25 protein-coding genes are annotated in these 20854 nt (G+C 63.4%); 13 read left to right on the forward strand and 12 right to left on the reverse strand.

From position 1 onward, the window contains the following. Nucleotides 1-37 precede the first annotated feature (37 nt). Together AYK61_RS13120 and AYK61_RS13125 are read right to left on the reverse strand one after the other, a co-directional pair. Nucleotides 38-934, reverse strand: coding sequence for an alpha/beta fold hydrolase (locus AYK61_RS13120; RefSeq protein ID WP_121872718.1), 897 nt, complete (start codon nt 932-934; stop codon nt 38-40). Nucleotides 935-950: 16 nt separating this feature from the next. Then, nucleotides 951-1895, reverse strand: a complete 945-nt coding sequence (locus tag AYK61_RS13125) for a carbamate kinase (protein WP_121871074.1) — start codon at nt 1893-1895, stop codon at nt 951-953. A gap of 507 nt (nt 1896-2402) precedes the next feature. Here AYK61_RS13125 and AYK61_RS13135 point away from each other — a divergent pair. The 3 genes from AYK61_RS13135 to AYK61_RS13145 are packed head-to-tail and all read left to right on the forward strand — an operon-like array spanning nt 2403 to nt 3812. Continuing rightward, nucleotides 2403-2933 (forward strand): flavodoxin domain-containing protein, encoded by a 531-nt coding sequence (locus AYK61_RS13135; RefSeq protein ID WP_121871076.1) that lies wholly within the window; start codon nt 2403-2405, stop codon nt 2931-2933. Continuing rightward, a complete protein-coding gene (locus AYK61_RS13140; protein ID WP_121871077.1) occupies nt 2930-3373 on the forward strand; it encodes a universal stress protein in 444 nt (147 codons plus the stop codon). The genes AYK61_RS13135 and AYK61_RS13140 overlap by 4 nt, the downstream gene beginning before the upstream one ends. Before the next feature lie 40 nt (nt 3374-3413). Beyond that, nucleotides 3414-3812 (forward strand): VOC family protein, encoded by a 399-nt coding sequence (locus AYK61_RS13145; RefSeq protein WP_259468040.1) that lies wholly within the window; start codon nt 3414-3416, stop codon nt 3810-3812. 22 nt (nt 3813-3834) lie between these two features. Here the strand turns inward: AYK61_RS13145 and AYK61_RS13150 are convergent, their stop codons facing one another. The 3 genes from AYK61_RS13150 to adhP form a co-directional block, all read right to left on the reverse strand. Continuing rightward, nucleotides 3835-4434, reverse strand: coding sequence for a hypothetical protein (locus AYK61_RS13150; RefSeq protein WP_121871078.1), 600 nt, complete (start codon nt 4432-4434; stop codon nt 3835-3837). A gap of 138 nt (nt 4435-4572) precedes the next feature. Next, nucleotides 4573-5331, reverse strand: coding sequence for a GAF and ANTAR domain-containing protein (locus AYK61_RS13155; RefSeq protein ID WP_259468041.1), 759 nt, complete (start codon nt 5329-5331; stop codon nt 4573-4575). A 111-nt stretch (nt 5332-5442) separates the two neighbouring features. Beyond that, entirely contained in the window at nt 5443-6453 is a 1011-nt protein-coding gene (adhP, locus tag AYK61_RS13160) for an alcohol dehydrogenase AdhP (RefSeq protein ID WP_121872720.1), read from the reverse strand. 255 nt (nt 6454-6708) lie between these two features. Here adhP and AYK61_RS13165 point away from each other — a divergent pair, with 255 nt between their 5' ends. Both AYK61_RS13165 and AYK61_RS13170 read left to right on the forward strand, forming a co-directional pair. Continuing rightward, a complete protein-coding gene (locus tag AYK61_RS13165) occupies nt 6709-7119 on the forward strand; it encodes a DUF1003 domain-containing protein (protein ID WP_121871079.1) in 411 nt (136 codons plus the stop codon). Continuing rightward, on the forward strand, nt 7116-7988 hold the full coding sequence (locus AYK61_RS13170; protein ID WP_121871080.1) for a universal stress protein: 873 nt from the start codon (nt 7116-7118) through the stop codon (nt 7986-7988). Before AYK61_RS13165 ends, AYK61_RS13170 begins: the two co-directional genes overlap by 4 nt. Here AYK61_RS13170 and AYK61_RS13175 read toward each other — a convergent pair. From AYK61_RS13175 to AYK61_RS13185, 3 genes are all read right to left on the reverse strand, one after another. Then, nucleotides 7956-8468 carry a flavodoxin domain-containing protein gene (locus tag AYK61_RS13175; RefSeq protein ID WP_183130261.1) on the reverse strand — a complete coding sequence of 171 codons (513 nt, stop codon included), beginning with the start codon at nt 8466-8468 and terminating at the stop codon, nt 7956-7958. The two genes, AYK61_RS13170 and AYK61_RS13175, sit on opposite strands and share 33 nt — an antisense overlap. After that, nucleotides 8465-8905: a hypothetical protein gene (locus tag AYK61_RS13180; protein WP_147458316.1), complete on the reverse strand. Its 441-nt coding sequence runs from the start codon at nt 8903-8905 to the stop codon at nt 8465-8467. Before AYK61_RS13180 ends, AYK61_RS13175 begins: the two co-directional genes overlap by 4 nt. A gap of 68 nt (nt 8906-8973) precedes the next feature. Continuing rightward, on the reverse strand, nt 8974-9366 hold the full coding sequence (locus AYK61_RS13185) for a cupin domain-containing protein (protein ID WP_121871083.1): 393 nt from the start codon (nt 9364-9366) through the stop codon (nt 8974-8976). Between the two features lie 304 nt (nt 9367-9670). Between AYK61_RS13185 and AYK61_RS13190 the strand changes: the two genes are divergently transcribed. Continuing rightward, complete coding sequence (locus AYK61_RS13190; protein WP_121871084.1) at nt 9671-10549, forward strand: universal stress protein; 879 nt, start codon at nt 9671-9673, stop codon at nt 10547-10549. Between the two features lie 217 nt (nt 10550-10766). Here the strand turns inward: AYK61_RS13190 and AYK61_RS13195 are convergent, their stop codons facing one another. Next, the gene (locus tag AYK61_RS13195; protein ID WP_121871085.1) at nt 10767-12146 is read right to left on the reverse strand and encodes a rhodanese-like domain-containing protein; all 1380 of its coding nucleotides are present in this window, start codon (nt 12144-12146) and stop codon (nt 10767-10769) included. Between the two features lie 131 nt (nt 12147-12277). Here AYK61_RS13195 and AYK61_RS13200 point away from each other — a divergent pair, with 131 nt between their 5' ends. Continuing rightward, nucleotides 12278-13051, forward strand: a complete 774-nt coding sequence (locus AYK61_RS13200; RefSeq protein ID WP_121871086.1) for a sulfite exporter TauE/SafE family protein — start codon at nt 12278-12280, stop codon at nt 13049-13051. A gap of 8 nt (nt 13052-13059) precedes the next feature. Here AYK61_RS13200 and AYK61_RS13205 read toward each other — a convergent pair whose 3' ends face one another. After that, nucleotides 13060-13428, reverse strand: coding sequence for a DUF5313 family protein (locus AYK61_RS13205; protein ID WP_121871087.1), 369 nt, complete (start codon nt 13426-13428; stop codon nt 13060-13062). Nucleotides 13429-13635: 207 nt separating this feature from the next. On the opposite strand from AYK61_RS13205, the gene AYK61_RS13210 reads away from it, so the two are divergent. The 4 genes from AYK61_RS13210 (at nt 13636) to AYK61_RS13225 (ending at nt 16153) form a co-directional block, all read left to right on the forward strand. Continuing rightward, nucleotides 13636-15147, forward strand: a complete 1512-nt coding sequence (locus AYK61_RS13210; RefSeq protein ID WP_259468043.1) for a bifunctional aminoglycoside phosphotransferase/ATP-binding protein — start codon at nt 13636-13638, stop codon at nt 15145-15147. A 27-nt stretch (nt 15148-15174) separates the two neighbouring features. After that, the gene (locus AYK61_RS13215; protein ID WP_121871088.1) at nt 15175-15360 is read left to right on the forward strand and encodes a hypothetical protein; all 186 of its coding nucleotides are present in this window, start codon (nt 15175-15177) and stop codon (nt 15358-15360) included. Between the two features lie 145 nt (nt 15361-15505). Beyond that, nucleotides 15506-15814: a WhiB family transcriptional regulator gene (locus AYK61_RS13220; protein WP_121871089.1), complete on the forward strand. Its 309-nt coding sequence runs from the start codon at nt 15506-15508 to the stop codon at nt 15812-15814. Between the two features lie 120 nt (nt 15815-15934). Next, a complete protein-coding gene (locus AYK61_RS13225) occupies nt 15935-16153 on the forward strand; it encodes an ANTAR domain-containing protein (protein WP_121871090.1) in 219 nt (72 codons plus the stop codon). Nucleotides 16154-16297: 144 nt separating this feature from the next. Here AYK61_RS13225 and AYK61_RS13230 read toward each other — a convergent pair whose 3' ends face one another. Then, nucleotides 16298-17512 (reverse strand): EAL domain-containing protein, encoded by a 1215-nt coding sequence (locus AYK61_RS13230; RefSeq protein WP_121871091.1) that lies wholly within the window; start codon nt 17510-17512, stop codon nt 16298-16300. Nucleotides 17513-17958: 446 nt separating this feature from the next. On the opposite strand from AYK61_RS13230, the gene praA reads away from it, so the two are divergent. Together praA and AYK61_RS13240 are read left to right on the forward strand one after the other, a co-directional pair. Further along, a complete protein-coding gene (praA, locus tag AYK61_RS13235) occupies nt 17959-18468 on the forward strand; it encodes an alkane oxidation protein activator PraA (protein WP_121871092.1) in 510 nt (169 codons plus the stop codon). 52 nt (nt 18469-18520) lie between these two features. Then, nucleotides 18521-19237 carry a hypothetical protein gene (locus AYK61_RS13240; protein ID WP_121871093.1) on the forward strand — a complete coding sequence of 239 codons (717 nt, stop codon included), beginning with the start codon at nt 18521-18523 and terminating at the stop codon, nt 19235-19237. 140 nt (nt 19238-19377) lie between these two features. Here AYK61_RS13240 and AYK61_RS13245 read toward each other — a convergent pair whose 3' ends face one another. Further along, complete coding sequence (locus AYK61_RS13245) at nt 19378-20850, reverse strand: polysaccharide biosynthesis tyrosine autokinase (RefSeq protein ID WP_121871094.1); 1473 nt, start codon at nt 20848-20850, stop codon at nt 19378-19380. Nucleotides 20851-20854: the final 4 nt, after the last annotated feature.

Genomic DNA, 20854 nt, shown 5'->3' on the forward strand with positions numbered 1-20854 from the left:
TGGATGGGAGCCATCTACACGTGAGTCGAGCCAGCCGTCACCGCGGTCGAACCGACCCGCCCAACCCCCGAAGGTCCTTCAGGATGGCCGGGAGCTGACTCATGAGAGATATATGTCCCTCTCCCTCGATCAGATGCGCCTGCGCGCCGGCAACATTCGCCGCCAGCCATCGAGCGTGCGCGAACGGCACCATCGTGTCGAGGCTGCCCTGCCAGATCGACACCGGAGTCGTGATGCGGCTCGTATCGAAACCCCATGGGCGCGTGTGGGTCAGGTCGTCGTCACGCCACCCGACGATGCCTTGACGGCCGGCGGCGTTGACCGACGCGGCGAGATAATTCGTCAATTCGTCGGTCAGTGCAGCACGGTCGACCGGCGGAGCCAATGCTCCCAATCCTGCCGCCACCTGGTCCGGCGTGACACCGAAGAAACCCTTTCTGACATCGAGGAACGTTTCCAGTGCCTCGACACCGGCGAAGACGGCCGTGTACTCGTCGATGTTCTCTTCGGCCATCCCATCGCGAATGTCACCGTCGTACTCAGCGGCCGGCGCGATCCCGACACAGCAGGCAGCGGCCAGGCAGCGTCCTGGCAGCATCGCAGCACACGCCAGTGCGCGCGGTCCCCCGCCGGACCAGCCGATCGTTAGGAACTCATCGATCCCGAGGTAGTCGAGCACCGCCGCGGTGTCGACGGCGTCGTCGGCGACCTGGGCAGTGGTGGCACCGTTCGGGCGCGGAGACGACGCTCCGTACCCTGGCCGCGAGTAGGAGACGACCCGCAATCCTTGAGCTGCAGCAGCACGTTCGAGGGTCGGGAAAGGCACCGCGCCCTGCGGTGTGCCATGGTGGTAGACGAGCGGAAAGGCGTCCGCGGGGCCGGTGTCGAGTACTTCGAGGTTGCGGCCGTCTGTTGTCCGAACGAGGACGGTCATCGGCGTTCCGCCTGGCTCATACTGCACGCCGTCCGGCCGCGATGTCCTCGGTTCGACGGTCGAGAACCGTTGTGCCCGATATCCCGTCGAGCACGTTCTGTGCATCGTCGAGGGCGCCGATGGATGCGAAGTGCCCGGTCGCCCAGGCGAAGGTGCTGCAGGCCTGCACTTTCGGGCCCATCGACTCCGCCGCGAAGGCGGTGGGGTCGAGTTCGTCGACGTAGACGTTGCCCAGCGGCTCCGCCTGCGCGGTTCCGAAGTGATCGACGACAGCGGGCACATCGGTGAGAATCAGCAGACGATCGGCGTCGCAATCGAGGGCGATCAGCGTCGCGGTCAGGTCCTTGTCGATGACCGCATCCACTCCGCGCAGCTGTCCAGTCGCTGCCTCGACGACAGGGGCACCGCCGCCGCCGCCACAGAGTACGACGGAGCCGGCCTGGACCAAGCGCGTGATCGATTCCTGCTCGATCACGCGAATCGGACTGGGCGACGGTACTGTTCGACGCCACCCTGTGCCGTCGGGAGCGATGGACCAACCGTGCTCGTCCACTGCGGCGCGGGCCTCGGACTCGGTGTAGACGGCCCCGACGAACGTGGTCGGATCGGAAAACGCCACATCGTCCGAGTCGACGAGTACCTGCGTGGTCAGGTTGACGATCGGTTTCACGATGCCCGCGTTGCGCAATGCCTGCGACAGCCAGTAACCGATCATGCCTTGGCTCTGAGCTCCGACTGCATCCAGCGGGTAAGGGTGCACCAATGCCGCGTGCAAGCTGCTTTCCGGTGCACGTGGATCCACGTGAGGTCCGTTGCCGAGACAGATGACGACCTCGTGTTCGCGAACGATGGGCGCGAGAGCGATTGCCGCGGAACGAACATGCGCGAGTTGTTCGGCGGTATCGGAGCGCTCGTCGCAACGAAGCAACGCGTTTCCGCCGACAGCAATGACGATGCGCATGTCAGCTACTCACTGCCGTGAAGAGAACTACGCGAGTGATGTGCTTCAGGTCCATGGTCAACAGGTCTCCTCGTAGCCGGGTGCGGCAGACCGTCGGATCTGCGCACGCCACCAGCGTGCGTGTTGTGACTGCCTCCGGGCCACGGTCGGATGCCCCCGCACCGCTGCCGAAGGTCCTTTTCTACGAACTCGAGTGGAGCGCGTTCGGAGTCCATGCCGCGGACCCGATATGTCGATCACCTTCGGCCGTCCCTGTGGGTCGTAAGTCCCTACTCGGCGGCGGACCCGCAGCGCAGAGTGATCATCGAGCAGTCTCCCTCCACGACAAGGACCACCCGGCATGATTCTCGTTCCTTCACTCGACAGTGCCGGACCCAACACGTTGGAAGAACTGTTCGCCGCGCGATATGCGCGCGGCGACTTGGATCGAGTGCAGTACCTGACACAGATGGATGGCCTTGCATTGCGATTCAACCGAACCCGAACCAACACTGACAGGACGTCCACATGCGAATCCTGATAGCAACAGCGAGCCGCCACGGTGCCACCCGAGAGATCGGGCGGTGGCTGGGCTCGAACCTCTCGCACGAACTGTCCAGCGTCGACGGCGCGACGACGATCGATGTTCGTGATGCCTCCGACGTCGACAGCATTGTCGAGTACGACGCCGCGATCATCGGCAGCGGCGTCTACATGGGCCGATGGCTCCGAGACGCACGCTCACTGATCGCCAGGGAACAGGCCGAACTGGAGACCATGCCGGTGTGGCTGTTCTCGAGCGGCCCGGTGGACGGCAGTACCCCGGCCGAAACTCAGCCGAAGGAGACGAAAGCCGCCTGGGCGATCGAGCATCGTGTGTTCGGAGGCAAACTGGACCACTCGAAGTTGTCACGCTTCGAGCGTGCGGTCGTTCGGCTGATCAAGGCTGCGGACGGCGACAGCAGATCACCCGCAGATGTTGCCCGATGGGCCGAAGACATCAGCGGAATCCTCACCGAACGACTGGTGCCCTCACCCGAGAAAGGCCGATCTTCATGACCGCTACCGAGCCGACCGGCCGCCCGATTGTGGTGGGGGTCGATGGATCACCTTCCTCGATCCTTGCCCTGCAACGTGCGCAGCATTTGGCCGCTGCCTTGTCGACCACGCTGGAAGCAATCCATGTCTGGCAGTACCAGCCGTACATGGACACCGGCTATGTGATCGAGGTCGAGCCCGCGAAGAACGCCGAGACGATTCTCGCCGAGGCTACGGCTGCTGCATTCGGCCCCGATCTCCCCGCAGGTCTGAAACAGCTGGCGAGGCAGGGTTCTGCGGCGAAGGTTCTACTCGAAGCCAGCCATGACGCCGAGATTCTCGTTGTCGGAAGCCGCGGTCACGGCGGCTTCGTCGGACTGCTTCTCGGTTCTGTCAGCTCGCAATGTGCCGAACATGCCCACTGCCCAGTGCTTGTGGTTCATTCGAGGGATCATCTCTAGTCCGGGCACCACCGGGGCGATCCCATCGCATATCGCCACGGTGGCAGTCGCATCCGCTTTGATTCGAGTACGAGAACTGTCGCGATCGATCGACTTCTACTGTTCGGTGTTCGAGTTCACCGTCTCGATCAAGGAGGAGGACGCAGCTCTTCTATTGGCCCGAAACGGTTTTCAGATCTACCTGCACGCGGATCCGATGTCCGTGCAGCGACCGATAGGAGCTCTCGGCGTCAACGAGATCATGTGGTCTGCCCAGCGCATGGAGTCGCTCAACGAAATGGGTGCTCGGCTCCGGGAGTGGTATCCGTCGACGTTCGCGCACAGTGAGGGCGGCGTCAGCTACGTCGACGGCTGTGACCCGGATGGAAACCGAGTACTGGTCGCGTATCCCAGCCCATTGGGGTTGCCGCGCAGCGTCATTGCCCATCGCTTTCGCTGAGCAGTCGATCGGCCGCGGAAATTCACGGTAGCCGAGGCGGAAACCAGCCGCGGGCATCGCGCAGGGTGCGGCCGGCCTCGGCGACAGTAGACCGATTCGATCGCTCGGCGAGTCTGCCCAATTCGGTACGCGCTTCGGCAACCGTGCGGCCGCTTGCAACGAGAACACCGATTGCCTGATTCACCTCGCTCACATCGGCAAGAAGGCGCGGGTCGGCGGGTACGAAGTCGGTTCCGCCGCTGCGGACCAGATGTCGGTCCAGCACAGCCGAACCCTCCGATAGCCCGAGCGCGAAGCCCACATCCGCTGCGAAGTCGACAAGTGCTCCGGCTGTACCGGACAGGATCAGCAGTTGTCTGGCCGAAGGCGAATCCGGAAGACCCGCGAGGGTGAATTCGAGCGACGATGCAACGACCCCCTGATGCGGGCGGCTCGTCGCTATCGAAACGTCGAACCGTTCACCGTCGACGATCAGGGTCAGGGTGATCGAGACGACAGCCGAGACGGCCACATCGATGTCGGCTGCCAACTGCCTCGCCAAGCGCGCGAGATCGACGGTCGAGTTGTCCAGTGATTCGGTCAGCGTCGCAAGATCGTCCAGTAATCGAGGCTGAAGTTCCATCGAGAATCCAGGTGCGGCCCGATCGCCTGTTCGATTCTTCCGATTCACCCGCAACGTCGTGCCCGGGTGGATATGCCAGCGCGAGGAAAAGTCGGACTCGATTCCTCGGAATGCGCGTGCGACCTGAACGCTACGCCCTTATCTGCGCGAACGGGAGCGGGCTGCCTTCATCGCCTCGCCCACGATGGACTCAGCGACCACTGCGACCTTCTTGTGTTCGCTCTGGCTCAGTGATCGGAGTTTGTCGTACCCTTCGGTGCCGGTGCATCCACTTCGGCTGATCAGCACCCCGATCGCCTGGTCTATCACCGCCCGACTGTTCAGTGCCCTCTCCAGTTGCTCGGTGAGCCGGGCAGCACTGGCCAGTGCGCGCGCGTTCTGCACCGAGATCGCAGCCGGTACCGCGAACAGTTCGCCCAACTCGGCAGCGCGGGCATCGAATGCATCGGGCCGGTGCGCGTAGACATTCATCGCACCGAGCACACCGCCTGCGGTGATCAGCGGCAGAGACAACACGCTGTGCACTCCCAACCGACCGACCTTCGGACCGAACTCCGGCCACTGCGGATCGGTTTCGAGTGAACCCGATCGAACGGTGATGCCCTCTGCAGCTGCCGTGATGCAGGGGCCCTGGCCGAGTCCGTACTGGATGTCGTCGACGACACGGACGAAATCTGCACTCGCGACAATCGTGTCGGGGCGGCCGGATGCAGGAGCGTCAATCCGGCACCGTCCGCACCGGGAATGGCCCGAACAGCGAATTCCGCCACGTGAGAGAGGGTGTCGGACAGAGACAGATTGGTCATGGACAGCTTGCTCAGGTCGGCCAGGCTCGACCTGAGATCGTCTTCGTGTTCGTCGGTGTTCATCACTGCTCACTCCGTTGTGGGCACACATACCTTTCGGGTATGCGCCTGCCCACCCCGACCTTACGGCCTCACCGAACGGCGAATCGTTCGGCCGAAGGGAACACCGCGGTCAGCCCCGCAGTGACCGACGATGTCGAGTTCAGAACTCGAAGACCTGACGAGCGGTGACGCGGCCACCCATGAGGTCGTCGAAGCACTCGTTCACTTCGTCCAATTTGCGTGAGACGGCAGATACCGTGGTCCGCCCGGCCTCGTGCAGTGCGAACACTTCACGCAGGTCCTTTCGGGTACCGACGATCGAACCGAGGACGGAAATTCCGCCGACGACCGTCTCGAAGATCGGGACCGGGAACACACCGTGAGCGGGCATCGAGACGCACACCAGTCGGCCGCCGCGGCGAAGCGAACGGAAGGCCTGATCGAACACGCTCGGGATCACGGCCAACACGATGGCCACATCGGCTCCGCCGAGTGCCTTGATCTCCTCGACGGGATCGACCTTCGACGAGTTGACGGTGTGATCGGCACCGAGTTCACGAGCAAGTTCGAGCTTGTCGTCCTCGATGTCCACTGCAGTGACGAATCCGCCGGCGATCTTGGCGTACTGCACGGCCATGTGTCCCAATCCACCGACACCGAATATCGCAACGCGTTGAGCCGGTGCTACCCCGCCGACCTTCACGGCCTTGTAAGTGGTGACGCCGGCACACGTCAACGGGGCTGCATCGAACGAGGAGATGCTGTCGGGCACGCGAACGACGTATCGCGCATGTGCCACAGCGTATTCGGCGTACGCGCCGTCGATGGAGTAGCCGCTGTTCTGCTGCTTCTCGCACAGCGTCTCCCATCCGGACACGCAGTGATCGCATTCCCCGCACGCAGACCCGAGCCACGCGATCGCAACGCGTTCGCCGATTCGACTTGCATCGACCTGCGATCCCACTGCCTCGATCACGCCGATACCCTCGTGTCCCGGAACGAACGGAAGAGTCGGCTTCGCAGGCCAATCACCCTGCGCCGCATGAATATCGGTGTGGCACACCCCGCATGTCTCCATCTTCACGAGCACCTGCTCGGGTGCGGGTGTCGGGATCGGGATGTCCTTGACGACCAGAGGCCCGCCGAACTCGGTGACGACTGCAGCTTTCATGGTGAGTTCCTCCAACTGTGCAAACCGTGCCGTTCTCGACGCTCGAGCGATGCACTGATGTCGATCATGGCGACTACTGCATACTCGGATGTAGGGCCGGAAGTCACCGAGGAGCGAGGACAGATCCCGGTTTGTCGGTTGGCGGGCGAAGTTCCCGCCCATCGTGGTCTTTCGTCCCTGGTGCGCACCGTCCGCGCGGGACACACTGATGCTCATGACCGCTGCTGCCCATCACGAACCGAACACCTGCGGCCCATGACTCTGTGGCGCAAACACCCGGGCGTCCGTACCGGCGACGCACTGACCACCGGTGAACGAGCTGCGGACTACGTCAGAAACGGAATGGGCTCATGGCCGTTCGTCTACTTCTTCCTGGGACTGATGGCGCTCTGGGCCGTATACAACAAGAGCGACGGCTTCGATCCGTACCCCTTCATTCTGCTCAACCTGTTCCTCTCCATGATCGCAGGACTCCAGGGCGCGATTCTGCTGATCTCGGCGAAGCGTGCCGACTCGGTGAGCAGCGAGGTTGCAGTGCACACTCTCTCGAATACGGCACTGCTGCAGGAGATGATCGAGGCGAACACGATCCTGACCGAATCCGTGGCGCAGTTGGCGTCGGAGATCCACGAGCATGTCTGCCCGTCCGCGGTGCGGTCACGATGACCGAGGCCGAACACACGCAGCGCGGATTCTGGTCACGGACCGGCTTGGGTGACATTGCCGTCGGCATCGACGGATCCGACGCATCCCGAGGTGCGAGCAGGTGGGCGGCCGATCTTGCCCATGTCACGAACGCCCGAATTCGGCTTGTTCATGCTCTGCAGCAACACCTCTCGCATGCCGATACCGATCGCGAGAAGTACGATTCGGAGAATCGCGTAGCGGGCCGTCGACTCCTGCGCTCGGCCCGCGCCGAAATTCACGGCGTCGATCCCGATGTCGTGGTCGACTCGATTCTGTCCGGCTCGCCCATCGCCAGGTTCCTCGGCTCGGTCTCGATGACCGCCGATCTGGCGGTCATCGGCGGGCATCGATCAGGCCCACTCAGCGATGTCCTGTTCGGTTACAAGTCAACCCGTATCGTTGCGGAGTCGGACTGCCCGGTTGTCGTCTGGCGACCTCACTCCGCTGCCGCGAGCAGGAGGCCTGCCGTGGTGGTGGGCGTCGACGATTCGGAGTCCTGCACCAGGGCGACCGACGGAGCGTTCTGGTTCGCCCACACCCTCGGACTTCCACTGACAGCAATCCATCTCGATTCGCATCACCGTGGTCCGAATGCCGGCCATGACCGTCCACCGCTCGACCGGCTCGAGAAGAGGATCGCGCCCGCCGCTTCCAGGTTCACCGATGTCACAGTGCACCTGCACTGCATCGAGTCCTCTGCCGAGCACGCGCTCGTTCGCGCTTCGGCGTCGGCGCAGCTGGTTGTCGTCGGAAGCCGCGGTTTGGGACCGATTACCGGGCCGCTCCTCGGATCGATCGGGCAGTCGCTCGTGCACTCATCGCACTGCCCTGTTCTCGTGGTCCACTGAGGCGAGGCAAGCCAGTATGTCTCGTGCCCAGTTGCATACTCGAATCCAGTCGCGGAAGTCCCCTTCGGCGGCACCGGACGAGGCGAACACCAACTGCTCACCGTGCGACAGCTCTGCCACATCGAGCTTGCCAGGAAATGTGCAGTGCGAGAATGCATTCAAGGCCGCAGTTGCTCGCGCCGCATCGGACGTGTCGTTGACAGGCCTGTCCAACGAATGCAACGGTCCGCAGGAGAACAGCCATACGGGCGGATGCGGCTTGTCGGACAACCGTGCGACCAGGTCGTTGACCATCGGAATCCATCGATTGCCGTAGACGGCACTGCCGATCACCAGAGCGTCGTAGTCATCCACTTCGAGTACGGAATCCGGTGTGCGCACATCGACGTGCGCACAGCCATGCGCGAACACCAACGCCATTTCTTGTCCGAGTGTCGCAGTCGCTCCGTGGCGACCGGCGGTGGAGACAAGTATTCTCATGTCTCCTCCGAAATGAGGTATGCGGACCTGCCCGCAACCACCGTCATCCGCCATCCGCGGATCGCAATGACGAACCCCAGTACCCCGAACGATCCTTGCAGCCAACTCGTCTCACCGGTCACCGCCGGTTGCACGACGATCCAGGCAACCAACAGCACACCGGCGATGTGGGCCATCGGCCCCGACCTTCCGCCGCCGGCGAAGGCGGACACCGCAGCGAGCCCCATCGGAATACCGACGACCATCACCAGCACGAGTGCAGCGAGCGCGGTGCTGGACATCGGCAGACTGGCCTGTACATCGGGGCTCAGATCGATTGCACCCGAGGCCAACCCGATCGCTCCGCCGAAGGCGTTGATCGACACTCCTCCGCAGACTGCACCGAGCCACGGCCATCGTCGGTTGCGTTCGGTGGCCATCCGCGTTGTCGATATCATCGTTCCAGCTTGACCGATGATCGTCCAATATCTCTAGGGCACAAAGCCCTTGATCGAATGCGGGCGGATCAGGAGTGCGGGGGCTCGTCGCGGCCGGCTGCCTCGGCCGCATCGGCATCGACCTTGGTTGCATAGGACGCGCCTGCTGCATGTTCCGGCGGGCCGTACACGGTGTAGAGGACGAGCGGCTCGTCACCGGTGTTCCTGAAGTTGTGTTGGGCACCCGCAGCGACGGCACACAGATCGCCGGCTTCGACGCGATGTGACTGGCCGTTCAGCACTGCTTCTCCGGTACCGGCTACGAAATTCAGTATTTGGTCGGTGGTTTCGTGTACCTCGTCCCCGATTTCGCCGCCGACCGGAATCGTCATCAACACGATCTGCGCGTACTTGCCGGTCCACAACACCTTGCGGAAGTCCGGGTTGGCCCGGGCGATGTCCTCGATCGTGTAGTGCGCCACATTGCCTTCGACGGTGAATTGCTCCGTGTGCTTTGGAACTTCCTGTTCTTTTGTGTTCCCCTCGAAACAAGAGGCTCCATCCGAGCATGCGCGCTGGCGAACCGGTCGGCACACGGCCGGACTGCCCCGAATCGGGGGTACAAGGTCCTGGTGCGTCGCTGCCGTGTGTCCGCTCGGAGCGACGCCGTCCAGGTCGTGACTTCGTCCCGGTTTCCGGTGACTTCAGCCCCTGCCCACGCGACCCTACGGTGGCCAACATGGAGGTGAACGTGCAGTTTTGAGAAATCAGAGAACAGGAAATCACATGGTCGAATCGGCCAGAATAGTTGTGGGCGTGGACGGATCCGAGGCATCGCTCGACGCAGTGCGATGGGCCGCGTTCGAGGCAGCGCGCCGCCAGGCATCGATCGAATTGGTGACGGCAACCTCGATCGTGCCTCACACGCCCCTCGAGGCGCTCGATGTGCTGACCGACACTCTCGGCGACCGAGACGCAGCCGCCGACCGAATTCTGGCCGACGCGGTGGGCGTCGTGCACGAAGGTGCCGGGCCGACTCGAACGCACGTCGATACTCGACGCGAACACGGTTCGGCTGCAGCCGTTCTGACCGATACCGCGCGGCGTCCGGAGATGATCGTTGTCGGCGCGAGGGACCGCAGTGAGGTGGCCGACACCCTGCTCGGATCGGTCAGCACCGCGGTGGTGACGCACTCCCGGTATCCGGTGGTCGTGGTCAAGTCGGACTCGGACCGGGACGGCCCGGTCGTGGTCGGTGTCGACTGCACACCGAACAGCCAACCCGCCGTAGCCCTCGCGCTCGAGGAAGCATCGTTGCGCGGCGTCGATCTCGTCGCGGTTCACGCATGGAAGGACGCCGATCGGGGCAGCACCCTGACGCGCGATCTCATCGTGGATTGGTGGGAAGACGAAGTAGCCGCCAATGTTTCGCTTGCCGAGGCCCTCGCAGGCCTCGCGGACGACTATCCCGATGTGACGATCCGACGTGTAGTGGCGCGCGATCAGCCTGTTCGCGAAATCGCCCGAGAGTGCGAGCGTGCGCAACTGGTGGTGATGGGTAGCCGCGGACGGGGCGGTATGGCGTCGTTGCTTCTCGGATCGACTTCCATGGCCGTTCTCCACGCCGTCGACATTCCAGCGATCATCGTCCCCACCGACCGGTGAGTTGCCGGACGCTCAGCGACCGAACAACGACCGCATGCTTCGACGCTCCTTCGTGGGTGGCGTCGAATCCTCGCTGCAGGTGCAACGATCGGATGCCGCAACCGTCCGCATGACGGAGTCGACATGTTTGCCGCAACCGCCCCAGCCGGTCTTGTGGCATTTCTTGCAGGTGACGGGGTAACACATGAGAATCCTCCTGGTACGAGTCGGTCGGAAGTCAGGCCGGAACGTGCGCGTCGGCCCAGGCGTTGTAGCCGCCCAGCAGGTCCGAGACGTCGTCGAATCCCTGAGCACGCAGCAGCGACGCAGCCACGCTCGAGCGCCATCCTCCGGCGCAGTGCATCACGATCGGTTTGCCGGTCGGCACCTGATCGAGTCGAGTTCGCAACTGGGCCAGCGGGATCGGGATCGCTCCCGGTATCGTGCCGAAGTCGCGCTCACCCGGGTTGCGAATGTCGATGAGTGTCACCTCGTCCGCGGCGAGCATCGCGTCGAGCTGCTCGACCGTGGTGCGCGGTGCCGTCTCGACCAAGGTCGCCAGCTCGGCTGGAAACACACCGTCACTGCCGATTCCGAGGTAACCGGTCACGTTGTCGGATCCGATTCGGGCCAACCGCAGTGCTGCCTCCTGCTCTTCGCCCGGATAGGCGATGAGCACGATGCGACCACCGACCTCCGCGACCATGCCGCCGGTCTCGGCGAAGCGACCGTCGAATCCCACGTTGACCGATCCGCGTAGATGACCGGCCGCGAAATCGTCCACACTTCTTGCGTCGAGCACCTTTGTGCCGGCGGCGAGTTCGGCCTTCATCGCTTCGGGTGTCAGCTCAGGAACTGTCCGGCCCTGCGGAAGGAGCGGGTGTATACGCTTGTTCATGGCGGCATCGGCGGAGAAGTACGACGGCGCTGCCGGCTGACCTTCGGTGACGAGTGCCACGAAGGCGTCCGCACTCATCGGCTGCACCGACGGGTTGCTCGCGCGCTGCTCACCGATGGTGGAGGTGAGCTCGGAGGACAGGTTCTTTCCACAGGACGAGCCGGCACCGTGAGCGGGCATGACGGTGACCTCGTCGGGCAGCGTCAGCAGCTTCTCGTGGATCGTCGAATACATTGCACGGGCGAGGTCGGTGGTGGACCCGTCCCCGAGATTGACCAGGTCAGGGCGTCCGACATCCCCGATGAAGAGGGAATCACCGGTCAGGACCGCGGTGGGCGTGACACCGGGGCGCTCCCGCACCAGCACCGAGATCGACTCCCAGGTGTGACCTGGCGTCGAGAGGATTTCGAGTTCGACGTCGCCGAGGGACAACCGCTCCCCGTCGCGCAGTCGCCGGATCGGGTAGTCGGTCTCGGCGGCCTCGCCGAAGCCGATCCAGGCACCGGTCGCGTCGACCAGTTCGAGGTGGCCCGAGACGAAGTCGGCGTGGAAATGCGTGTTGACGACCCCTTCGATGGTGAGTCCGTACTTCGCGGCGTCGTCGAGATACTCAGCGATGTCGCGACGCGGATCGACGACGATCGCGCGCCCCGTGCTCTGATCTCCGATCAGGTACGAAGCGTGGGAAAGACATTCGAGGTAGTACTGCTCGAGGATCATGGGTTCCTCCGTCTGAGAAGTCTCCGGGCGAGTTTCGCTGGGTGGTAGACACAGTGTGCAATACCCCCTAGGGTATGTCAAGTACCCCCTGGGGTATCCAACGAAGAACAGCTGATAGGGGTGGACCCACGATGACGTTGACACTGGCGCTGGGATTCGGCGTGGTGATCGGCATCCTGCTCGGACTTCTCGGTGGCGGCGGCTCGATCCTGGCCGTTCCGGTGTTGGTGTTCGCGCTGGGAATGTCGCCCACCGAGGCGGTCGCTGTCTCGCTGATCGTCGTCGGCGCTGCCTCGGCCGTCGGGGTGCTACCGAAACTGCGGGCACGGAAGGTCGAATGGCGTCTGGCCGGCGTGTTCGCGGCGACCGGGATTCCTGCCACCTTCGCCGGGAGCGCCGTGGGTCGCCTGCTTCCGGACACAGCGCTGCTGCTCGGGTTCGCAGCGGTGATGGTGGCCGCTGGTGCACGCATGCTCGCCGAACGGAGTGACACCGGAACAGCCTGTAGGACATCGGGATCCGGGATCAACTGGAGGCGATGCGCCCCGCGATCCATCCCGGCAGGGCTGGCCGTAGGCTTCGTGACCGGACTGTTCGGTGTGGGAGGAGGGTTCCTCATCATTCCGGTTCTGGTGCTGATGCTGGGTATCGAGATGTCGGTCGCGGTCGGTACCTCGTTGGTCATCATCGTCGCCAACTCCGCTGCAGGCCTCTTCTCGCACCTGAGCGGAACGAGCATCGACTGGGCCGTCACCGCCGCATTCGCGGGCACGGCGATCGCCGGTTCGCTACTGGCCGGACACTTCGGCACCCGCGTCGATACCGCCCGCCTGCAGCGACTCTTCGCTTACCTGGTCTTCGTGGTCGCCGGCTACGTCGTCGTCGACGTGCTGTTCCTCGGCTGATCGGCGCTCTATTCGCGCCCGAAGCGTGCCTCGTACTCGCGGCGCTTCTCCTCGGTGCCTTCGCGTTTCCGTTCCGCGGGGTCGTCCGCCATGCCGTGTTGCCGTAGTCGAAATCCTCGGTACACATTCATCAGACCCAGTGCGAAGTAGAGCACCGGAAGCAGAATCAGGGACATCATCAGCAGCGGCAACCACACCGGTCCGGGAAAGAGAAGGAACAGCAGCAGTAGGGGAACGAGTGGGATCGTGAAACGCAGGACATGCCGAACAGCAGATCCCCGTCCCAAGAGATCGTGGTGCACCCACGGATTCAAGTCCGCGGGCAGCGTTCCACCCAGGTTGTAGGAAATCCATTGTCGTGCTGTCGGCTCGAGCATGAGAACGACGCTATTGCGTGACGGTCGACGCCCGCAGGTGCCATCGGTAACGGGCATGTCGACGAAAGTCCCTTCTCGCCCGAATGCGAACCTTTGGTCATCGACACTGGTGCACAAGGTCCCCAGCCACAGGCCGCCGGCCGCCGTAGCGTCGTGATTTCGAGGCCACATCGGCTCGTTCACCGAATGCCGATCCGAGGACGCTTCATGACCGCAGTCGCCGATTCCACCAGTGTTCGTTCGATCGACCCTGCTCCGCCGATGCCGGCGACGGTCCGAGAGACGCACAGCGCTTATGTCTTCATGGTGGGCGATGTTGCCTACAAGATGAAAAAGCCGATCCGCACCGACTTCCTGGACTTTCGCTCCGTCGATTCACGTTGGGTCGCATGCGATCGCGAATTCACTCTGAACTCCCGGTTCGCACCGGACGTCTACCTCGGGATCGCGGAACTCACCGACCTCGAAGGTGGTCCGGCCGAGCCACTGCTGAAGATGCGTCGACTCCCCGATTCCACCAGGCTGTCGACCCGCGCACTCGCCGGCGAGAATCTCTCGAGCGACCTGAACGCAGTCGCGAGGGTCATCGCATCCGCCCACCGAAGCGGGCCGAGGAGCGCCCGCATCGACCACGAGGGGCATCGAACCGCGATTGCGCAACGCTGGCAGGACAATATCGACGAAATGCGCACGGTCGCAATCGGCGTCGTCGACATGGATCTCATCGAGAACATCGCGGGGTTGGCGTCGAACTTCATCAGCGGACGGTCGCATCTGTTCGAGCACCGAATTGCTCAGGGAAGGGTGGTCGACGGTCACGGTGATCTCCTGGCCGACGACATCTTCTGCCTGCCCGACGGACCCCGAATTCTCGACTGTCTGGACTTCGACGATCACTTGCGCTTCATCGACGGAATCGACGACGTTGCCTGTTTGGCAATGGATCTCGAGTACCTGGGTAGACCGGACGCCGCTCGGTTCTTCCTCGACTCGTACGTGGAGGCGGCAGCCGACAGTCCCCCACGGTCACTGATCGACCACTACATTGCCTACCGGGCGCTCGTTCGCGCCAAAGTGGCGTGCATACGGTTCGGCCAGGGCCACACCACTTCGAAGGACGACGCTCGTGCCCACCTGCGGCTCGCTCTCGCGCATCTGCAGTCCTCGTCGGTCACCGTCACACTGATCGGCGGATTGCCCGGGACCGGAAAGAGCACCTTGGCAGCAGCGCTGTCGAAGCAGACCGGTGCCCTGGTGCTCTCCAGCGACGTCGTTCGCAAGGAACTCGCCGGCCTGGACCCCCACGACCGCCGTCCTGCCGATATCCGAAGCGGGCTATACACGCACAGCGTCACCACCCATACGTACGCGGAACTCCTCCGTCGGGCCCGCGAATTCGTCTCGATGGGCAGGTCGGTGATCCTCGACGCGTCGTGGACCGATCCGGAAGAACGCAGGCGTGTGCGGACACTCGCAACCCTTGCTCATACCGACCTGCGCGAGTACGTGTGCCGAGCGCCCGAACGGATAGCACTCGATCGCGTCGAGTCCCGCCCTCCGGGTCCATCCGACGCTTCACCCGACGTGTACGACGCGATGGCGCGCAACGATCTGCCGTGGCCGGAAGCCACTGTGATCGACACTGTGATCGACACCGGGATCGACCGAAACGATCATGGCATCAACGCGATTCACCGGATCCTCGCCGATATCGGCTGATTCACCCACCCGACAGGAGACATCGACATGGCACTTCTGGTGACGAGCGCGGGCCCGTCGTTCGGCGACAGGTTCGACGCACAGATCATGCGCAGTCCTCTCGAGGCGCAGCTGTTGTTCGTGCAGGATCGAATCCGACTGATGATGCGGGTCCAGGGGGCCACCCGTCCCCGGGATCTCGTCGCGGCACCCCGGTTCGCCGCTCTCCTGTAGCCGGATCGGTAATACCCCCGATCCGAGCCTCCGGGCTTTTCGCTCAAGTCCGGTGAGTTTTTCACTCGGACTTGTGTTTCGAGTACCACGTGACGGGGAACAAAGGTCGTGGAACGATCGGCACGACGCGAAACGGATCACGACGATGACGGATGACCAGGTCTGGCGCCTCAAGGGTGCGTGCATCGACGATATGGATGCCTACGACTCGCAGCAACTCCCCCGCCACGGACGTAAGCGCGCAGAAAAGGCTTGGCGCTTGTGCGCCGACTGCCCGGTGCTGCGGGACTGCGCCGAGCAGACGGCTCGCGATATCGAATCGGGTCGCATTCCGGTGGGAGTGGTGGTCGCCGGTGCTGCGTATCACGACAACGCGAGCAACGGCCGTCGCACGGACGCGTACCGCACACTCGAGTTTCTCATCGGGCGTCCGCTGGCCAACCCTGCCGCCTGATCACGGGACAGTAACGGATCGCTACGAATCAGGTCACGCCAACAGCTCTGTTCGACGCGTTTTCGGCGCGTCTGCGAGTGTCTGACCTGGGGCGTTCCGCCTCGGGTGACAATAGTGCGCATGGATGCAGGTCAGGCTCTTCGCAGCTTCGAGCCGAACGATGTGCAGAAGGCTCTCGACAACCGTGCACCCATCGAGCAGGCCAAAGGGATCTTGATGTCGTTGCATCGCATCGGGCCGCAGGCGGCATTCGACATGCTCGCCGAGCAGTCACAGCGCACCAATCGCAAACTTCGCGAGGTGGCACTCGACCACGTGCGTTGGGCATCGGCTGGGTAGCCGAAAAGGTTTGGCCCCACACGCTGTTTTTTCAACGTGCGGGGCCTAGGCGATGGAGCAGTCCGGACTACACAATCGCTTGAGTGCCGTATGCCCTGACGCGGCTACCCGAAACATCGTCGTTCGTCGCCCTCGGCGAAGGGCTCAGAAGCGGGCCAGAATTGCTCGGGCACAACGCACTACGGTTGCGCGATCGTACGACATCACGTAATCGAACTCGCGGTCGGCGTCGACCTCGCCGCGGTGCAGATCGATCGCCGCGAGCACCCCACAGAAGTGCGGGCCGAGCACCACCACGTTCCACTCCTCCACGAGCGGATCCGTCGGATCGAGGGGCGCGTGCATGATGCCGCCCTCTTGCACGTAACCCATGCCCACGCCGTAGACGCCGGCGTACGAGATTTGCTCGGCCATCGAGACCCACCGCCCGCGGGTGGTCGCGGTGAAGTGTTCCGCCCGCTGAAAAGTGCCGAGCACCAACGTTTCCGGACCAGCGGCCGCGGCCTGCATCTCCAGGGACGTACTCATCGCCACCAGCAGACGCTTGGTGATACGGGTGGCGGTCTTGCCCGCGGACGCGATGGCGTACGGCGATTCGGCGGCGACAGCAGGTGTGCTCCAGGTCGGGAACGGGGGCATCACCTCGGCCGCATCGGCAGGAAGCTCCTCCGTCGTTTCCGCCGCCGGATACAACTCGCCCACCCCGTAGGTCGCTCCGAGTCCGAGTGCGCGGGTGCGATGGAGTGCAGTGTCGACTCCGCTGGCCACCACAACCGCGCCGGTTCGTTCGACCTGCGCCGAGACGGCATGAGCGGTCCGCGCAGTGGCCAGATCGGGGCGCCGGGACACCATCGATCCGGCGAGGATGATCACGTCGGGTTCGATGAGCGGCAGCAGAGTCATCGACTGCGGCCGACGACCGACGTCGTCGACGGCCACCACTTTGCCGTCGCGCCTGGCCTTGTCGATCGCTGCGAGGGTACGGGCCGGACTGTCGACGAGTGCCGCTTCGGTGACGACCACGATGTCTCGGCGCAATTGTTCTTCGGTGGCGGAATCGAGTGCGGCCAGGGAGTCGACGTCCATGGAGACGAGCATCGGCAACCGCACCGACTGGTTGATTCGAGCCACACCCCACGCGAGAGCGTCGAGTTCGCGCTTGGCGTCCATTGCTCTGGCTGCACGCTTGAGCGCGTCAGCCGAGGCGAGCGGACCGTTCTCGGGACCGCGAAGTTGAACTTCGATCGCTGCGAGCGCGCCGTTGTCCAGTCGACAGACCGGGGCGAAATACGGATGCACCGTCAGCTCTCCCGTGTCCGTGTCGACTGCAGATCCTGCTTCGGCCAGCGCGAACGTCACACCTGAAGTTTGACACGAAAAAAGGACCCCCGTCACGCGGGGGCACATCCATTTCCAAACCTGTCGAGCATGCTCTTGTCTTCGCCTCTCCCATGCTCGCCGTCGGAGGTGTCATCGACGCAATCACAACTATCTCGTTTGGGTAACTTTGTATAACGCAACGGTAACAGCGGGGCCGCCTCTAACCCTCGGAACGAATGGCCCACGGTCGTCACGAAAGCGGTCCGAAAGCCGATGTCGCAGTGCATTTCCGAGACGTCCGCCGGATTCCATTACCACTGCATACAACAAACATACCGACCGGATTGTGACTTGTCACAGACTTGCCTCGAAGCAATTTCTGCAGAAGTTTCGTCGCCCTAACGTCCCTCCCGGTTGCCGGAACACCGGCACCGCCGGACCCTCGCGGGGGTCCGAAGCCGCTTTCCGACTTGGAGGATCGATCGATGACGCTCAACCCGCCGACCCGCTCTCGCACGCTCTCCGCCGCAATTGCCGCTCTTGCCATCGCCGGAGCGACGCTCGGTGCCGCCAGCGCCGGTGCCGCCACCATCTCCCCTGCCGGCACCGCTTTCACGGCACCCGGCACGATCGTCGTGAGCACACCCGCTTCGTTCGGAGTGCCGGTGAGTTGTTCCATCTCACTGTCCGGCACCACCAGTGCCGACGGCTCCTCGGCATCGATCACCGACGCCCAGATCAGCGGTTCCAACCGTCTGTGCGGCCTGCCCCAGCTGAAGAACCTGCCCTGGACTCTCACCCCCACCAGCGCCACCACCGGAGAGGTCTCGAACGTGGGCTTCTCGTTGGTCGGCTACAACTGCGGCCCCGCCACGCTGGCCGGATCGTTCGACAACATGACCAACACGCTCACCGCGACGAACCAGCCGATGTCCGGCAACTGCACCGTCAACAGCCTGTCGGTCCAGCCCAACCCCGCCTTCACCCTGTCCTGACTCCTCCCGTCCCATCTCGTTCCGCACCACCCATTCTCGACAAGGAGAACACGTGAAGATCCGCAACAAGACCGTCGTCACGATGACGGCTCTGGCATCGAGCATCGCTCTGGGCACGCTCGTCGCCGCCCCGGCCAATGCTGCCGACACCCTTCCCATCACGTTCCAGGCAGACACGACGACGATCATCGCCAAGACCGGTCAGCCGGTGGTGTTCCCCACCACCGACTTGGTGACCGATGTCGACCTGGTCGGTGGAACCGTGACCGGTTCGCTCGCCCTCCCGCAGGCGTCGGCCGATCTGAAACTCGGACCCGCGACGCTGGCCAACTTCACCATCTCGATCGTCGACGCAACCCCGGTCTCCGGCACCCTCGTCCAGGGTGGACCCGCCGAGGCACCCACGTTGGATCTCGACGTCGAGCAGAGCTTCAAGATTCGCATCGATTCGGTGAAGCCGTTGGGGATCGACACCGGTTCGGCCGGATCGGCCGCAGTCGACCTGATCCCGGCGGGTAGCAACTGCGTCACCGCCGAAACCACCGCCAACCTGTCCGGTTCGCTGGATGCGATCGACCTGATCCAGAACAACCAGACCGACTCACATGTCACGGGCACCTACACGATTCCGCAGTTCGAGGACTGTGGCGCGTTCACCTCGGTGCTCAACGCGATCATCGCCGGTCCTGGCAACACCCTCGACGTGCACCTGACCAACCCGGTCTTCGACGTCGGCACCCGGTCCGCGATTGCGGCAGAGGTGGCGTAGCAGTTCACACCTCGATCGGCGGCGTCGACCGGTTCCATCGCGGAACTCGGTCGACGCCGTCGTCTTCGGTTTCCACGTATTCACTGCGGGTAGGCGGAACTTCGACCTACGCCACTGTCGAACAACGGCGGCAACGACCGTTACTGAGCTGTCTCCGGCCACTTCTTGCCCGCGGCCTTGGTTGCGGTACTGCGAGGCCGCTTGTCGGTGTGCGGTGCACGTGAGGGTGCCCGAGCGAGATCAACGCGCGGCCGGTTCGAGTCGGCGTTGTAACTGTATGAGTAGCTGTACGCATCCCCTTTTTTTGTCGGAGTCATGACCAGCACCACACCCAGCACTCGGGCTCCGATGGCCTCGAGATTCTTGATTGCTCTGTCCAACTCGTGGGACTTTGTGTGACCGTAGCGGGTCACTATCAGAGCTCCGTCCGTGTGTGTGGTGAGTACGGCCGAGTCGGTGACCGGCAGCAACGGCGCACCGTCGACGATCACGTAGTCGAACCGTCTGCGAAGCTGATCCAAAAGCGACCTGGATGCCTCCGAGCCCAGAAGTTCGGAGGGATTCGGCGGCAACTGGCCCGACGCCAACACTTCGAGTCCCTCGTACTTCGTCGGCTGCATCACATCGTTCAAGTCTGCTTGCCCAGCGAGCACCGTACTGAGACCGACCGACCCGAGTACCCCGAGGTAGTTCGAGATCCGAGGGCGCCTCAAATCACCCTCGACCAACGCGACATGGTGGCCGGCCTCTGCCATTGCCAGCGCCAGGTTCACCGCCGTCGTTGATTTGCCTTCACTTGGAATTGCGCTTGTCACAACAACGACTCGTGGCGGATTGTCGACTGCGAGAAACTGCAGGTTGGTGCGCAGTTCTCGAAACGCCTCGGCACTCGGTGACTGCCCAGGATCGTGAAATTCGATCGCCGGATGTTCTGTACGCCTCTTGTCGAAGGGAATGCTGCCTACCTGAGTTCTACCGAAGACAGCTTCGATGTCGCGTCGGTCCTTCACCGTGTTGTCGAGTCGATCTCGCAACACTGCGAGGGCAATCCCGATTAACAATCCCACTCCCGCTCCGACTGCCAAATTTCGTAAAGTTTTCGGAGAAACCGGGGTTTCCGACACACCGGCGAGCTGAACCGTTTTGACCCCGGCTGCGGGAGTACCACCGTCAGCGGGCGTTTCGAGTTCCCGCACCTGGTCAATGAGCTCAGCCGCCATCGCGTTGGCGATGTCCCGAGCGATCGTCGGGGAAGCGTCGCTAGCGGTGATGTCGAACAACACTGTGTCGGGGGTCGAATTGGCCTCGACCTTCTCTGCCAGTTCAGCCGGTGTGAGGTCGAGTGGCAGCACCCCGAGTACTCGCTCGGCGAGTGCTTCACCGGTGACCAATTCGGAGTAGGACGCAACGCGCTGCTGCGAGAACAGATTGTTCTGGTATGCCTCGCCGACGGTGGAGCCGCCGGTTGCCGACACGAACATCTTGGCCGTCGCCTGGTAGAGAGGCTTCGTCAGCAGAGATACGCCCAGCGCTCCCAGGACGGCCACCATCACGGTGACGGCGATGATCACCCATCGTGCCTTCAGGATCTTCAAGTAATCCTGTATCTCCATGTAC

The organism is Rhodococcus sp. SBT000017, from assembly GCF_003688915.1.
Classification (GTDB): Bacteria; Actinomycetota; Actinomycetes; order Mycobacteriales; family Mycobacteriaceae; genus Rhodococcoides.